This is a genomic window from Pseudomonas lactucae, assembly GCF_036688725.1.
Lineage (GTDB): Bacteria > Pseudomonadota > Gammaproteobacteria > Pseudomonadales > Pseudomonadaceae > Aquipseudomonas > Aquipseudomonas lactucae.
The window spans coordinates 58547-72033 of the sequence record NZ_JAQQPT010000030.1; the positions used below are offsets into that span (position 1 = coordinate 58547).

General features: G+C 58.4%; 13 protein-coding genes. 4 read left to right on the forward strand and 9 right to left on the reverse strand.

What is annotated here, in order from left to right; genetic code table 11:
• Positions 1 to 9 precede the first annotated feature (9 nt).
• The 5 genes from carA to grpE all read right to left on the reverse strand — a co-directional run bounded on the left by carA (position 10) and on the right by grpE (position 6245).
• Positions 10 to 1146, reverse strand: a complete 1137-nt coding sequence (gene carA / locus V6M90_RS27380; RefSeq protein WP_003176150.1) for a glutamine-hydrolyzing carbamoyl-phosphate synthase small subunit — start codon at positions 1144 to 1146, stop codon at positions 10 to 12.
• A 259-nt stretch (positions 1147 to 1405) separates the two neighbouring features.
• Complete coding sequence (gene dapB, locus V6M90_RS27385; protein WP_003176151.1) at positions 1406 to 2212, reverse strand: 4-hydroxy-tetrahydrodipicolinate reductase; 807 nt, start codon at positions 2210 to 2212, stop codon at positions 1406 to 1408.
• A gap of 10 nt (positions 2213 to 2222) precedes the next feature.
• The gene (gene dnaJ, locus V6M90_RS27390; RefSeq protein ID WP_078826065.1) at positions 2223 to 3347 is read right to left on the reverse strand and encodes a molecular chaperone DnaJ; all 1125 of its coding nucleotides are present in this window, start codon (positions 3345 to 3347) and stop codon (positions 2223 to 2225) included.
• Between the two features lie 318 nt (positions 3348 to 3665).
• Positions 3666 to 5582 carry a molecular chaperone DnaK gene (gene dnaK, locus V6M90_RS27395; RefSeq protein WP_332847434.1) on the reverse strand — a complete coding sequence of 639 codons (1917 nt, stop codon included), beginning with the start codon at positions 5580 to 5582 and terminating at the stop codon, positions 3666 to 3668.
• Between the two features lie 102 nt (positions 5583 to 5684).
• The gene (grpE, locus tag V6M90_RS27400) at positions 5685 to 6245 is read right to left on the reverse strand and encodes a nucleotide exchange factor GrpE (RefSeq protein ID WP_078734695.1); all 561 of its coding nucleotides are present in this window, start codon (positions 6243 to 6245) and stop codon (positions 5685 to 5687) included.
• 253 nt (positions 6246 to 6498) lie between these two features.
• On the opposite strand from grpE, the gene recN reads away from it, so the two are divergent.
• Complete coding sequence (gene recN / locus V6M90_RS27405) at positions 6499 to 8172, forward strand: DNA repair protein RecN (RefSeq protein WP_078826067.1); 1674 nt, start codon at positions 6499 to 6501, stop codon at positions 8170 to 8172.
• 84 nt (positions 8173 to 8256) lie between these two features.
• On the opposite strand, the gene fur is transcribed toward recN, so the two are convergent.
• Positions 8257 to 8661 carry a ferric iron uptake transcriptional regulator gene (gene fur / locus V6M90_RS27410; protein ID WP_003176156.1) on the reverse strand — a complete coding sequence of 135 codons (405 nt, stop codon included), beginning with the start codon at positions 8659 to 8661 and terminating at the stop codon, positions 8257 to 8259.
• A 98-nt stretch (positions 8662 to 8759) separates the two neighbouring features.
• Between fur and V6M90_RS27415 the strand changes: the two genes are divergently transcribed.
• A complete protein-coding gene (locus V6M90_RS27415; RefSeq protein WP_003176157.1) occupies positions 8760 to 9287 on the forward strand; it encodes an outer membrane protein assembly factor BamE in 528 nt (175 codons plus the stop codon).
• 63 nt (positions 9288 to 9350) lie between these two features.
• Here V6M90_RS27415 and V6M90_RS27420 read toward each other — a convergent pair whose 3' ends face one another.
• Together V6M90_RS27420 and V6M90_RS27425 are read right to left on the reverse strand one after the other, a co-directional pair.
• Positions 9351 to 9653: an RnfH family protein gene (locus tag V6M90_RS27420; RefSeq protein ID WP_003176158.1), complete on the reverse strand. Its 303-nt coding sequence runs from the start codon at positions 9651 to 9653 to the stop codon at positions 9351 to 9353.
• On the reverse strand, positions 9646 to 10080 hold the full coding sequence (locus V6M90_RS27425) for a type II toxin-antitoxin system RatA family toxin (protein ID WP_042945295.1): 435 nt from the start codon (positions 10078 to 10080) through the stop codon (positions 9646 to 9648). The genes V6M90_RS27420 and V6M90_RS27425 overlap by 8 nt, the downstream gene beginning before the upstream one ends.
• A gap of 168 nt (positions 10081 to 10248) precedes the next feature.
• On the opposite strand from V6M90_RS27425, the gene smpB reads away from it, so the two are divergent.
• On the forward strand, positions 10249 to 10731 hold the full coding sequence (gene smpB, locus V6M90_RS27430; protein WP_003176160.1) for an SsrA-binding protein SmpB: 483 nt from the start codon (positions 10249 to 10251) through the stop codon (positions 10729 to 10731).
• Between the two features lie 35 nt (positions 10732 to 10766).
• On the opposite strand, the gene V6M90_RS27435 is transcribed toward smpB, so the two are convergent.
• On the reverse strand, positions 10767 to 11534 hold the full coding sequence (locus V6M90_RS27435) for an FCD domain-containing protein (protein WP_003176161.1): 768 nt from the start codon (positions 11532 to 11534) through the stop codon (positions 10767 to 10769).
• Between the two features lie 249 nt (positions 11535 to 11783).
• Here V6M90_RS27435 and V6M90_RS27440 point away from each other — a divergent pair, with 249 nt between their 5' ends.
• Complete coding sequence (locus V6M90_RS27440) at positions 11784 to 13478, forward strand: lactate permease LctP family transporter (RefSeq protein ID WP_003176163.1); 1695 nt, start codon at positions 11784 to 11786, stop codon at positions 13476 to 13478.
• Positions 13479 to 13487 lie beyond the last annotated feature (9 nt).

The window sequence follows — 13487 nt, forward strand, 5'->3', positions numbered from 1 at the left end:
GCCGCTCAGTCAGCGTCGCTTGGCCATCTCATTGATGAAACGGTCGAACAGCGGCGCTACGTCGTTCGGGCCCGGGCTCGCTTCAGGGTGGCCCTGGAAGCTGAACGCGCTCTTGTCGGTGCGCTCGATGCCTTGCAGGGAGCCGTCGAACAGCGACTTGTGAATGGCGCGGACGTTACCCGGCAAAGTCGCTTCATCCACCGCAAAACCGTGGTTCTGGCTGGTGATCATCACGACGCCTGTGTCCAGGTCCTGCACCGGGTGGTTGGCACCGTGGTGGCCATGGCCCATTTTCAGGGTCTTGGCGCCGGAGGCCAGGGCCAGCAGCTGGTGACCGAGGCAGATACCGAATACCGGAATTTCGGTGTCCAATACGTCCTTGATGGCCTGGATGGCGTAGTCGCATGGCTCCGGATCACCCGGGCCGTTGGACAGGAACACACCGTCCGGTTGCATGGCCAGCACATCGCTGGCCGGGGTTTGCGCCGGCACCACGGTAACGCGGCAGCCGCGCTCGACCAACATGCGCAGGATGTTGTACTTCACACCATAGTCATAAGCGACCACGTGGTAAGGCAGGTCCGCGGACTCGATGGTCGCGTGGCTGTCAGTCTTCAAGTCCCAGACAGTGGAGCGCCACTCGTACTGCTCCTTGGTGCTGACGACTTTCGCCAGGTCCATGCCCTTCAGGCCTGGGAAGCCTTGCGCTGCGGCAATCGCCGCCTCTTCGGAGATAGCGTCACCCACCATGATGCAGCCGTTCTGCGAACCTTTTTCACGCAGGATGCGCGTGAGGCGGCGCGTATCGATACCGGCGATCGCCACGACGTTGTTGGCTTTCAGGTAATCGGACAGCGACATCGTGTTACGCCAGTTGCTTGCAACCAGTGGTAGGTCACGAATCACCAGACCGGCCGACCAGACACGATCAGACTCGACGTCTTCCGGTGTAGTGCCGGTGTTGCCAATGTGCGGATAGGTCAGGGTAACGATCTGTTGGGCGTAGGAAGGATCGGTAAGGATTTCCTGATAGCCGGTCATGGCGGTGTTGAACACCACCTCTCCAACGGTTTGACCGTCGGCTCCAATGGCTTCGCCGCGAAAAATGCTGCCATCAGCAAGGGCGAGTATGGCTGGCTTAGTCAAGAAGACCTCCCGTAAATAAAGCCTGAAAGGGCGATCGCAGGTTGCAAAAAAGCGGAGTGACGTATGGACACGTCACCCCGCTTCTTCACTGAATTATTCTGCGCGCTTTTAGTGGACACACTAAAGCTGTAGCTTACAGAAAAAGGCTTTTTGGGTCCACCGCTAATAAGCCTTAAAGGCAGGAGAATGCGACAGGACGTCGCTTAGCGGGTAAAAACGGGGCCTAAGGATAATCCCGAGGCCCCGGTTTAGCTACTGATTAGTGCAGGTCCAGCACATCACGCATGTCGTACAGGCCCGGCTCACGACCTTCCAGCCACAGCGCGGCACGCACCGCACCTTTGGCGAATGTCATGCGACTGGACGCCTTGTGCGTGATTTCCAGGCGCTCACCCTCGGTAGCAAACAACACGGTGTGATCACCGACGACATCGCCGCCGCGCACGGTCGCAAAGCCAATGGTGTCACGTGCACGCGCACCGGTGTGACCCTCACGGCCGTACACGGCCACCTTCGACAGGTCGCGACCCAGCGCATCCGCAATAGCCTCACCCATGCGCAGCGCCGTACCGGAGGGCGCGTCGATCTTGTGGCGATGATGGGTTTCGATAATCTCGATATCCGCCTCATCACCCAATACACGAGCAGCCATATCCAGCAACTTGAGCGACAGATTCACACCGACACTGAAGTTGGCGGCGAAAACCACGGGGATATCCTTGCCCGCCTCCACCAAGACCTGCTTCTGCTCGGCCGTCAGCCCTGTCGTACCGATCACCATGGCCTTGCCTGCCTTGCGGCAAAACGCCAGGTTTTTCAGCATCACTTCCGGCAGCGTGAAGTCGATCAATACGTCGAACTCGTCAGCCACCTGCTCCAGATTGCCGGACAGCGAAACGCCGATACGCCCCAACGAGGCCAATTCACCGGCGTCCGCACCGATCAAGGTGCTGCCGGGGCGAACGATCGCCGCGGTCAGCCCCGAAGCAGGCGAGCGTTGCTGCACCGCCTCGACCAGCGTCTTGCCCATGCGCCCTGCAGCGCCCATTACGGCTATACGTCGCATATTCACTTCCTTACAGATCGCCGAAGAAGCGCTTCACGCCATCGAAGAAGCCAGTGGTCTTCGGAGAGTGGGATTCGTCCCCCTCCAGCGAGCTGCGGAACTCTTCAAGCAATTCACGCTGACGGCGATTCAGGTTGACCGGCGTTTCCACCGCCACACGGCACATCAGGTCCCCGGCGCCACCACCGCGCACCGGCGCAACACCCTTGCCGCGAATACGGAACTGCTTGCCGGTCTGCGTGCCTTCAGGAATCTTGAGCTTCACACGCCCATCAAGCGTCGGAATCTCCAGCTCGCCGCCCAAGGCAGCGTCAACAAAACTGATCGGCACTTCACAGAACAAATGCTTGCCATCACGCTGGAAGATCGAGTGCTCACGCACATTGATCACCACGTACAAGTCGCCAGTCGGACCACCCTGCGTTCCCGCCTCGCCTTCGCCCGACAGGCGAATGCGGTCACCGGTGTCCACACCGGCCGGCACTTTGACCGACAAGGTCTTGTACTCTTCCACGCGACCCTCGCCGTGGCAGGCGTCGCACGGGTCGGAAATGATCTTGCCCTGGCCATGGCAACGCGGGCAGGTCTGCTGCACCGAGAAAAAGCCCTGCTGCATACGCACCTGGCCGATACCACCACAGGTCGGGCAGGTAATCGGCGAGGAGCCTTTCTTGGCACCCGAACCGTCGCACGGCTTGCAATTGACCAGCGTCGGCACACGGATATTGACGCTGGTGCCGCGCACGGCCTCTTCCAGGTTCAGCTCCAGGGTGTAGCGCAAGTCACTGCCACGCTGGGCACCACCACGCTGACCACCACGGCCACCGCCGAAGAAATCGCTGAATACATCGCCGAAAATATCGGAGAAATTCTGACCACCAAAGCCGGCACCGCCGCCGCCCATGCTTGGGTCGACACCAGCATGACCATACTGGTCGTAAGCCGCGCGCTTATTGGGATCAGACAGGCATTCGTAGGCCTCGTTGGCCTCCTTGAACATCTCTTCGGATTCTTTGCTGTCCGGATTACGGTCCGGGTGGTGCTTCATCGCCAGGCGACGGTAAGCCTTTTTCAGGTCCGCCTCGCTGGAGCCGCGCTCCACACCCAACACTTCGTAATAGTCACGCTTTGCCATAAGTCTTTGCACTCTTAAGGACGTTCAGCCAGACCCTCCTGAGCCTCGCCAAACTCGTTGAGCCCCAATACAGGCCCGGACCCAACTCACGTCAATTCAACGATCCTGGTCATCACTACTTTTTAGCCAGGAACCCGGCCAAAAACGCGGTATTTATTGCTCGAAAAGCAGGAGCATTTCCGATCACACCGCCAGCACCCGAACGCGGTAGCATGCTGTAAAAATTCGCGTACCCCAGACACACCAACGCGGGAGCAAGCTCCCGCGCGGCGACATCCTACCAGTCACCGCTTGTGAGCGGTCAACCGGACGACCAACTTACTTGTTGTCTTTGACTTCTTCGAACTCGGCATCGACAACATCATCGTGCTTGGCTTCAGGCTCTGCCTGTTGCGCAGCACCGTCAGCCGGCTGGCCTTGCTCGGCGTACATTTTTTGAGCAACCGGTGCGGAGACTTTCGACAGCTCTTCGATCCTGGCTTCGATGGCAGCCTTGTCGTCGCCTTTGACAGCAGCTTCCAGGGCAACCACGGCAGCTTCGATCGCGGTCTTCTCTTCAGCGGTCACTTTATCGCCTGCATCCGCGACCATTTTGCGTGTGGAGTGAACCAACGCATCACCCTGGTTACGTGCACCGGCCAGTTCTGCAAACTTGGCATCCGCATCAGCGTTGGCTTCAGCATCACGAATCATCTGTTGAATTTCTTCATCAGACAGACCGGAGTTGGCCTTGATGGTGATCTTCTGCTCTTTACCAGTCGCCTTGTCTTTCGCGCCGACGTGCAGGATGCCGTTGGCATCGATGTCGAAGGTCACTTCGATTTGCGGCACGCCACGTGGTGCTGGCGGGATCTCAGCCAGGTCGAACTTGCCCAGGGACTTGTTCTGCGCGGCTTGCTTACGCTCGCCTTGCAGCACGTGAATGGTCACAGCGCCCTGGTTGTCGTCGGCCGTCGAGAACACTTGGGATTTCTTGGTAGGAATCGTGGTGTTTTTCTCGATCAGCGCGGTCATCACGCCGCCCATGGTTTCGATACCCAGGGTCAGCGGGCTGACGTCCAGCAGCAGCACGTCTTTCACGTCACCGGCCAATACCGCGCCCTGGATGGCAGCACCCATTGCAACCGCTTCGTCCGGGTTCACGTCTTTACGAGCTTCTTTACCGAAGAACTCGGTGACTTTCTGCTGTACCAACGGCATACGGGTCTGGCCGCCGACCAAGATCACATCGTTGATCGAGCCAACGTCGATGCCGGCGTCTTTCAGTGCAATGCGGCAAGGCTCGATGGTGCGCTGAACCAGGTCTTCAACCAGCGCTTCGAGCTTGGCGCGAGAAATCTTCACGTTCAAGTGCTTAGGACCGGTAGCGTCTGCAGTGATGTACGGCAGGTTCACGTCGGTCGACATGCTCGACGACAGTTCGATCTTGGCTTTCTCAGCGGCTTCCTTCAGGCGCTGCATCGCCAGCGGGTCACCCTTGAGGTTCATGCCGCTTTCTTTCTTGAATTCGTCGACGAGGTAGTCGATCAGACGAATATCGAAGTCTTCACCACCCAGGAAGGTGTCACCGTTGGTGGCCAACACTTCGAACTGGTGCTCGCCGTCGACTTCAGCGATCTCGATCACGGAAACGTCGAAGGTACCGCCACCCAGGTCATAAACGATTACAGTGTGATCGCCCTTGGCCTTGTCCATACCGTAAGCCAGTGCGGCCGCGGTAGGTTCGTTGATGATACGTTTTACGTCCAGACCCGCGATGCGGCCGGCGTCTTTGGTCGCCTGGCGCTGGCTGTCGTTGAAGTAAGCCGGAACGGTGATCACCGCCTCGGTGACCGTTTCGCCCAGGTAATCTTCGGCAGTCTTCTTCATCTTCTTCAAGACTTCAGCCGAGATCTGAGGCGCGGACATCTTGTTGCCGTTTACTTCAACCCAGGCGTCACCGTTGTCAGCCTTGGCGATTTTGTACGGCACCATCTTGATGTCTTTCTGCACGACTTCTTCGTCGAACTTACGACCGATCAGGCGCTTTACCGCGTACAGGGTGTTATGTGGGTTAGTCACTGCCTGGCGCTTGGCCGACTGGCCAACCAGGATTTCGCCATCGTTGGCGTACGCAATGATCGACGGCGTGGTACGCGCGCCTTCAGCGTTTTCGATAACTTTAGCCTTGCCGTTTTCCATGACCGAGACGCACGAGTTGGTGGTCCCCAGGTCGATACCGATAATTTTGCCCATGATTTACTCTCCCGAAACTTGAATTTGGTTGCCGCAGCAGTGGTGGCTAACTGCGGTAGCACTTAAACGCTTGACTTATAAATGGGGGCCTTGCGGCGGATTTCAAGCCTGCTCATCAATAGAAGGTGCAACAGGCGCAGGCGCCTTGCTCACTACCACCATTGCCGGACGCAACAGGCGGCCGTGCAGCAGATAACCTTTCTGGAATACTTTCAATACGCTGTTAGGCTCCAGGTCATGGCTTTCCTGCATGGCCATCGCCTGGTGATGCTCGGCATTGAATGGTTCGCCACCTTGCGGATCGATCGCTTCGAGCTGGTAACGCTTCAGGGTGTCCTGGAACATTTTCAGCGTCAGCTCGATACCTTCGCGCATCGGACGGATGTTTTCGTCGTCCGGGTTAGACAATTCAAGGCCACGCTCCAGGCTGTCGATGATCGGCAGCAAGTCATTGGCGAATTTTTCCAACGCGAATTTGTGAGCTTTCTCCACATCCTGCTCGGCACGGCGGCGGACGTTCTGCAGATCGGCAGCAACACGCAAAGATTGATCCTGCGCAGCGGCCAACTGCTCTTCGAGCACTTGCACACGAGTCGCCAGTTCATCGCCAGCAGCCTGATTGGCTTCTGGAGTTTGCGTATCCTGAGTCTGTTCGTCAGCCATAGATTTCTCCTTTCAAAATCATGCGCGAACTCAACTCGCGCTTCTGATCCGGTATATGGGGCCACAATTTTCAGGTTCAAGGGCACGAGTGTGTCCAAAAGTCTTCCATTGACGCTGATCAATTCCTACCGATTCATTCCTCGTAGCGCTAAAAAAAGCGCCGATACAAGCAAATCGAGCTAAGCATCAGGATTGTCAGTCTCGAACAAAAAACTGTATAAATAACCAGACCTAAAGCCTGGGAGCGTCCGTCATGCTCGTGCACCTGTCCGTACATAATTACGCCATCGTTGAACATCTGGATCTTGAACTGGATCGCGGGATGAGCGTAATCACAGGCGAAACCGGCGCCGGCAAATCGATCATGCTCGATGCCCTGGGCCTGACGCTCGGTGATCGCGCCGACAGCGGCGTGGTACGCCCCGGCGCAGACAAAGCCGATATCCTGGCGACGTTCGACCTGGCCGACATTCCCGAGGCTGAAACCTGGCTGGCCGAGCGCGACCTCAATCATGAAGGGCCATGCATCCTGCGCCGGGTGATCACCGCCGAAGGACGCTCCCGCGGCTATATAAACGGCACGCCCTGCCCCCTTGGCGACCTGAAGGCATTAGGCGAACTGCTGATCGACATCCACAGCCAACACGAGCACCAGTCGCTGCTCAAAACCGATACCCATCGCCGCCTGCTCGATGAATACGCCGGCGCCACCGACCTGGCGCGCCAGGTACAACTTGCCGCCCAGCGCTGGCGCCAGACGCGTCAGGAGCTGGAGCGCCTCTCCAATTCCGGCGATGAGCAGCGCGCTCGTCATCAACTGCTCAGCTATCAACTTGAGGAGCTCGAAAGCCTGGGCCTGGGCGAAACCGAGCTGGAGCAGCTCGAGCAGGAACACAAGAACCTGACCAATGCCGAGACGCTCCTAGGCATCTGCCGCCAGGTCGTCGAACAATGCAGCGAGAGCGACTCCGGTAATGTGCTCAACGCCCTCACCGCCAGCCTCAATCGCCTGTCCAGCGTGAACAACGCCTCCGGCTCCCTGAGTGAAGCCACCACGCTGCTGACCAGCGCACAGATTCAGGTTGAGGAGGCCGTCGGTGAGCTGAACCGTTTCCTGGACCACTTCGATGCCGACCCGGCACGCCTGCAGGAAATCGAGGAGCGCCTGGACACCATCTACACCTTGGCGCGCAAACATCGAATCCAGCCCACCGAAGTGGCAACAATGCAGCAAAAACTGCTGGATGAAATCGAGACACTGAACGCCAACGACGAATCCATTGAGCGATTGGGCGACGAACTCGCCTCGTTTGCCCGCCACTATCAAGAGAAGGCCCGCGAGCTAAGCGACTTGCGCCAACAGGCCGCCACTGGCCTGGCCAATGCCGTTGAGCTGGAAATTCAACGCCTGGGCATGCCGGGTGGACGCTTCACCATTGAATTGCGCGCCAACACCAGCAATGAATTGCAGCCCCACGGCCTGGAACAGGTCGAGCTACTGGTCAGCGCCAACCCTGGGCAACCGCTCAAGGCATTGGCTAAAGTGGCGTCCGGCGGCGAACTGTCGCGGATCAGCCTGGCAATCCAGGTGATTACCGCGCAAACCTCCCGCGTGCCGACACTGGTCTTCGACGAGGTGGACGTCGGCATCGGCGGGCCGACCGCAGAGATCGTTGGCCAGCTACTGCGCCGCCTGGGGGACCGAGGCCAGGTCCTCACGGTCACTCACCTGCCACAAGTGGCGGCCCAAGGGCACCAACACTTGTTTGTACATAAAGTCAGAGGCAGTGATGCAACACACACTGCGGTATCCAAGCTGAACAAGTCGGAACGCGTGGAAGAAGTGGCGCGCATGCTCGGTGGCATTGACTTAACCAAGGAGTCTTTGGCCCACGCAAAGAAAATGGTTGTCGCTGCCAAGGCCTGAATCGAGTTTTCCCCATTAGCTAGAAAGCACGAAGGCGACCCTGAGGTCGCCTTCGATCGTTTCGCAGCGCAAATCTGCGTTTTTTTACTTTTTCTTACGGATGTACAACACGAGATTGTGGTCGATCAGATCGAAACCATGCTCCTCGGCAATTTCGTGCTGGAGCTTTTCGATTGCCGGGCTGGTGAACTCGATAACCTCATTGGTATCCAGGTCAACCATGTGATCGTGATGACCACCGTCGGCTAATTCGAACACTGCATGACCGCCGTCGAAATTATGACGAACCACCAGCCCTGCGGCTTCAAACTGGGTCAGCACACGGTAAACCGTGGCCAGGCCGACGTCCTCGTTAGACTCCATCAGCGCCTTGTAAACATCCTCGGCACTCATATGGCGCTGCTCAGCAGAATCGAGCATTTGTAGAATCTTGACTCGTGGCAGAGTCACTTTGAGACCGGCTTTGCGTAGCTCGCTATTTTCAACCATGGTTAGCTTTCTCGCGGATGCTGCTTCGCAGCTTCTCTTAATACGGGTATGATCGGCGTTTACGTTGTCCCAGCCAAGATAGTGGAAGTCGCCCACCGATGCAAAACACCAAGCTCTTGCTAACCAGTTTCACCTTTGTGGGACTGCTCGCACTCGCCGGTTGTTCATTCCCCGGGGTTTACAAAATCGACATCCAGCAGGGCAATGTCGTCACGCAGGACATGATAGACCAGTTACGCCCGGGAATGACCCGACGGCAAGTACGGTTTATCATGGGTAACCCCCTGCTGACCGACACTTTCCATGCCGATCGTTGGGATTATCTCTACAGCCTCCAGCCTGGCGGCGGTGAGCGCCAGCAGGAACGCGTCAGCGTCATCTTCAATGGCAATGACCAGCTGGTCAGCCTGTCGGGTGACTTCATGCCTGGCGTAAGCCGTGATGACGCCCTGCTCGGCAAGGACAACGGCACCAACGTGACTGCGCCAGCGCAGGAAAGCGAGAAGCCGAAGTCTGAAGTGCCGGCCAAGCCAGGCTCATTGCTGGACAAGATCCAGAAAGACGTCGACGGCGTAGAAACAGTTCCCGTCCCGACGCCACAGCCTCTGGACACCAGCCCGCAGTAAACTTGCGGCGCTCAACAAAAAGCCCGGCACGCCGGGCTTTTTGTTGCCTGCCCTTTGGCTGGCCTAGGAATTCTGTTGCTTGGCCAGGGCCGCCTTGGCCGCGCGCAGTCGGCGCACCTCTTTAGGATCGGCCAACAGAGGCCGGTAAATCTCGATACGGTCACCTGCCTGCACGGCACGCACCTCGGCGTCCGCGACCACCTTGCCAAATATACCCAAAGGGCAATCAGCCAGATCCACCCCAGGGAAGTGCTCGGCTATCCCCGACGCCTGCACCGCCATCCGCAGGCTAGTCCCTTGCGCCACCATCACCGCCAGTAAAACCTGACGATCCTCGGCCGCATACACCACCTCAATCTCAACCATGCAGTTGCTTGGCCCGCTGACAAAACGCATCCACCAGCGTATTGGCCGCCTGATTGAACAAGGGCCCCAACGTCGCCCGAACAATCGGCCCTGCGTAATCGAATGACAGGTCCAGGCTGATTTTGCAGGCCTTGTCGGTCAGTGCCTTGAATGCCCAAACACCGTGCAGTTCGGTAAACGGCCCTTCTTCCAGATTCATTTCAATGGACTTGCCGGGGATCAGCACATTTCGCGTTACAAAATGCTGGCTGAGCCCGCCCTTGGCCACGCCGACACGGGCACGCATGTGCTCATCACCGCTCTCCAGCACTTCAGCCGTGGAACACCACGGCAGGAATTCCGGGTAACGCGCCACGTCGTTGACCAGGTCATAGAGCGCCTGCGCCGGATAAGGCAGCAGGGCCGAACGTTGAATATGCGTCGTCATGTGTGCGTTATTTCCACAGCTGAGCAGCAAACATCGCGAAAGAACAGACCGATTCGCGAGAGAAAAAAACCAAAGAACTGCCCGCATTGTCCGGGATTCGTCCAACACGCTCAAGCACGCAGGTTGACCGTAGCCGACTCGCTCGCAACTCCCTATAATGCCGCCCCTATGGCTAAACAAAAGAAACACCCCACAGGGACCATCGCGCAAAATAAAAAAGCGCGACACGATTACTTCATCGAACATCGGTTCGAGGCTGGTCTGGTCCTGGCCGGCTGGGAAGTAAAAAGTCTGCGCGCCAGCAAGCTGCAACTGGTCGACAGCTACGTGCTGCTCAAGGATGGCGAGGCATGGCTGCTCGGCAGTCATATCACCCCGCTGACCACCGCGAGCACACACGTAATTGCCGACCCGGTACGCACGCGCAAGTTGTTGCTCAACGCACGCGAACTGGAAAAGCTCGCCGCCGCCGTACAGCAGAAGGGCTATGCCTGCATCTGCCTGTCCTGGTATTGGAGCAAGCACCTGGTTAAATGCGAGATTGCGCTGGGCAAGGGCAAGAAGGAATACGACAAGCGTGATACCGAGCGCGAGCGTGATTCCAACCGCGAACTGCATCGCGCGGTGCGCAACAAAGGCAAGGAAGAGTAGTACTTGTAACGGTGTAGCCTCGGAATCTTCCCCGGCTACATCCCTTTGCGCCGCTCCGCACGCGCCACACGCTGAACCTCCTGACGCACTTCCTCCAACACTTCCTGCACATATTCCAGGTGACGTGTTGAGACCTCCCGCGCCTGCTCGGCCCGCCCCTCGATAATTGCCAGGTACAAATCCCGATGCTGACTGATCAGCATGTCGCGGGTTTCCGTACGTTGCTGGTACATGCCACCAATGTTGGTCACCACGTTACGCTTGAGCAGGTCGAACAAGCCGCGAATGGTGTGCAGCAACACTGCGTTATGACTGGCTTCAGCAATGGCCAGGTGAAACCTCGCATCCGCCGCGCCCTCTTCCGCTCGGCTCACCTCATCGACGCGGGTGTAGCAATCCTGCAGCGCATCAAACGCAGCGGTCAGCCGCTCGCGATCGACCTCGGTCGCACGCAAGGCTGCGTAATAAGCGCAGGACGCTTCAAGAGTTTGCCGAAACTCCAGCAGATCACGCTGCGCCTCGGGATTGTTTTCCAACAGGTGCAGCAGCGGATCGCTGAACGTCGAGCCCAAAGACTCTGCAACATAATTGCCACCGCCTTGACGACTCACCAGCAGCCCTTTGGCCGCCAACTTCTGGATCGCCTCGCGCAACGACGGACGCGACACGCCAAACCGCTCAGCCAACGCACGCTCTGCCGGCAATCGCTCGCCCGACTTCAGCGTGCCCTCAAGGATCATGCCCTCAAGCTGCTCGACAATATCGTCAGACAAACGGCGCTGACGCACCAGATCAAACCCCATCACTCACCCTCCCGCATCCCGACCACGCGCCGGGCCTCTATTCTGGCCTATCGCCGCCCTTACAGCACCTATCAGAACGCCTTCGCTTTACCCGATCAGATGCCTTCGGCCACCGGGTTACGACCAAAGTTTCGCAGGCGGCAAATTGACACATCCCCAGAAGGCTTTTAACCTAGCCCACAGCGATTGTAAATTGGTATTACCAATTAACCAAGCTGACCAAACAACAACAATCAGGGGCCACCCCATATGCAAACCTGGCAACAGCTTTACAGCCCACTCGGCAGCCTCGGCCTTTCCGCACTGGCCGCCGTCATTCCGATCGTGTTCTTCTTCCTGGCCCTGGCCGTGTTTCGCCTCAAAGGTCATGTGGCCGGCAGCATCACGCTGGCGCTGTCGATCCTGGTGGCGATCTTTGCGTTCCAGATGCCGGTGGACATGGCGTTCGCCGCCGCGGCTTACGGCTTTGCCTATGGCCTGTGGCCCATCGCGTGGATCATCGTCGCGGCGGTGTTCCTCTACAAACTCACCGTCAAGAGCGGCCAGTTCGAAATCATTCGCAGCTCGGTTTTGTCGATCACTGACGACCAACGCCTGCAAGTGCTGCTGATCGGCTTCTGCTTCGGTGCATTCCTTGAAGGTGCCGCCGGTTTCGGCGCCCCCGTAGCGATCACCGCCGCCCTGCTGGTAGGCCTGGGTTTCAACCCACTGTATGCCGCCGGCCTGTGCCTGATCGCCAACACCGCACCCGTTGCCTTCGGCGCCCTGGGCATCCCGATCATCGTTGCAGGCCAGGTGACCGGCATCGATGCGTTCAAGATCGGCGCCATGACTGGCCGTCAACTGCCCCTGCTGTCGCTGTTCGTACCGTTTTGGCTGGTATTCATGATGGACGGCCTGCGCGGCGTGCGCGAAACCTGGCCGGCAGCACTGGTGGCCGGCTTGAGCTTTGCCGTCACCCAGTACTTCACATCCAACTTCATCGGCCCGGAACTGCCGGACATCACCTCGGCCCTGGCCAGCCTGATTTCCCTGACCCTGTTCCTGAAAGTCTGGCAACCCAAGCGCACCGCCGGCGCACAGATTGCCGGCGCCACCTCCGGCGTAGCGATCACCGCCAGCGCCGGCGGCTTCGGCTTGCCACGCAGCACCGTTGCATCGCCTTACAGCCTGGGGCAGATTTTCAAAGCCTGGTCGCCGTTCCTGATCCTCACCGTACTGGTCACCATTTGGACACTCAAACCGTTCAAGGCCATGTTTGCCGCGGGCGGTTCGATGTACAGCTGGGTGTTTAATTTCGCGATCCCGCACCTGGACCAACTGGTGGTCAAGGTCGCACCCATCGTCACCAACCCGACCGCCATTCCGGCAGTGTTCAAGCTGGACCCGATTTCAGCGACCGGCACCGCGATTTTCTTCTCTGCCGTGATTTCGATGCTGGTACTGAAGATCAACGTAAAAACTGGTCTTACCACTTTTAAAGAGACCCTTTACGAGCTGCGCTGGCCGATCCTATCCATCGGCATGGTGCTGGCATTCGCCTTTGTCACCAACTACTCCGGCATGTCCTCGACCATGGCGTTGGTATTGGCCGGCACCGGTGCGGCATTCCCGTTCTTCTCGCCATTCCTTGGTTGGCTGGGGGTTTTCCTGACAGGCTCCGACACTTCGTCCAACGCCCTGTTCAGCTCGCTGCAAGCCACCACGGCACACCAGATCGGCGTCAACGACACCCTGCTGGTGGCCGCCAACACCAGCGGCGGCGTGACCGGCAAGATGATCTCACCGCAATCGATCGCCGTGGCCTGCGCCGCCACCGGTTTGGTGGGCAAGGAATCCGACCTGTTCCGCTTCACCCTCAAGCACAGCCTGTTTTTTGCCACCATTGTTGGGCTGATCACCCTGGCCCAGGCCTACTGGTTTACCGGCATGCTGGTGCACTGAGCCCCGCAC

Bases quoted from the DNA above. Each gene is read 5' to 3' on its own strand.
- V6M90_RS27425 (WP_042945295.1), bottom strand. From the start codon at position 10,080: ATGACGACGCATATTCAACGTTCGGCCCTGCTGCCTTATCCGGCGCAG.
- dapB (WP_003176151.1), bottom strand. From the start codon at position 2,212: ATGCGACGTATAGCCGTAATGGGCGCTGCAGGGCGCATGGGCAAGACG.
- recN (WP_078826067.1), top strand. From the start codon at position 6,499: ATGCTCGTGCACCTGTCCGTACATAATTACGCCATCGTTGAACATCTG.
- dnaK (WP_332847434.1), bottom strand. From the start codon at position 5,582: ATGGGCAAAATTATCGGTATCGACCTGGGGACCACCAACTCGTGCGTC.
- dnaJ (WP_078826065.1), bottom strand. From the start codon at position 3,347: ATGGCAAAGCGTGACTATTACGAAGTGTTGGGTGTGGAGCGCGGCTCC.
- fur (WP_003176156.1), bottom strand. From the start codon at position 8,661: ATGGTTGAAAATAGCGAGCTACGCAAAGCCGGTCTCAAAGTGACTCTG.
- V6M90_RS27440 (WP_003176163.1), top strand. From the start codon at position 11,784: ATGCAAACCTGGCAACAGCTTTACAGCCCACTCGGCAGCCTCGGCCTT.
- grpE (WP_078734695.1), bottom strand. From the start codon at position 6,245: ATGGCTGACGAACAGACTCAGGATACGCAAACTCCAGAAGCCAATCAG.
- V6M90_RS27435 (WP_003176161.1), bottom strand. From the start codon at position 11,534: ATGGGGTTTGATCTGGTGCGTCAGCGCCGTTTGTCTGACGATATTGTC.
- V6M90_RS27420 (WP_003176158.1), bottom strand. From the start codon at position 9,653: ATGGTTGAGATTGAGGTGGTGTATGCGGCCGAGGATCGTCAGGTTTTA.
- smpB (WP_003176160.1), top strand. From the start codon at position 10,249: ATGGCTAAACAAAAGAAACACCCCACAGGGACCATCGCGCAAAATAAA.
- V6M90_RS27415 (WP_003176157.1), top strand. From the start codon at position 8,760: ATGCAAAACACCAAGCTCTTGCTAACCAGTTTCACCTTTGTGGGACTG.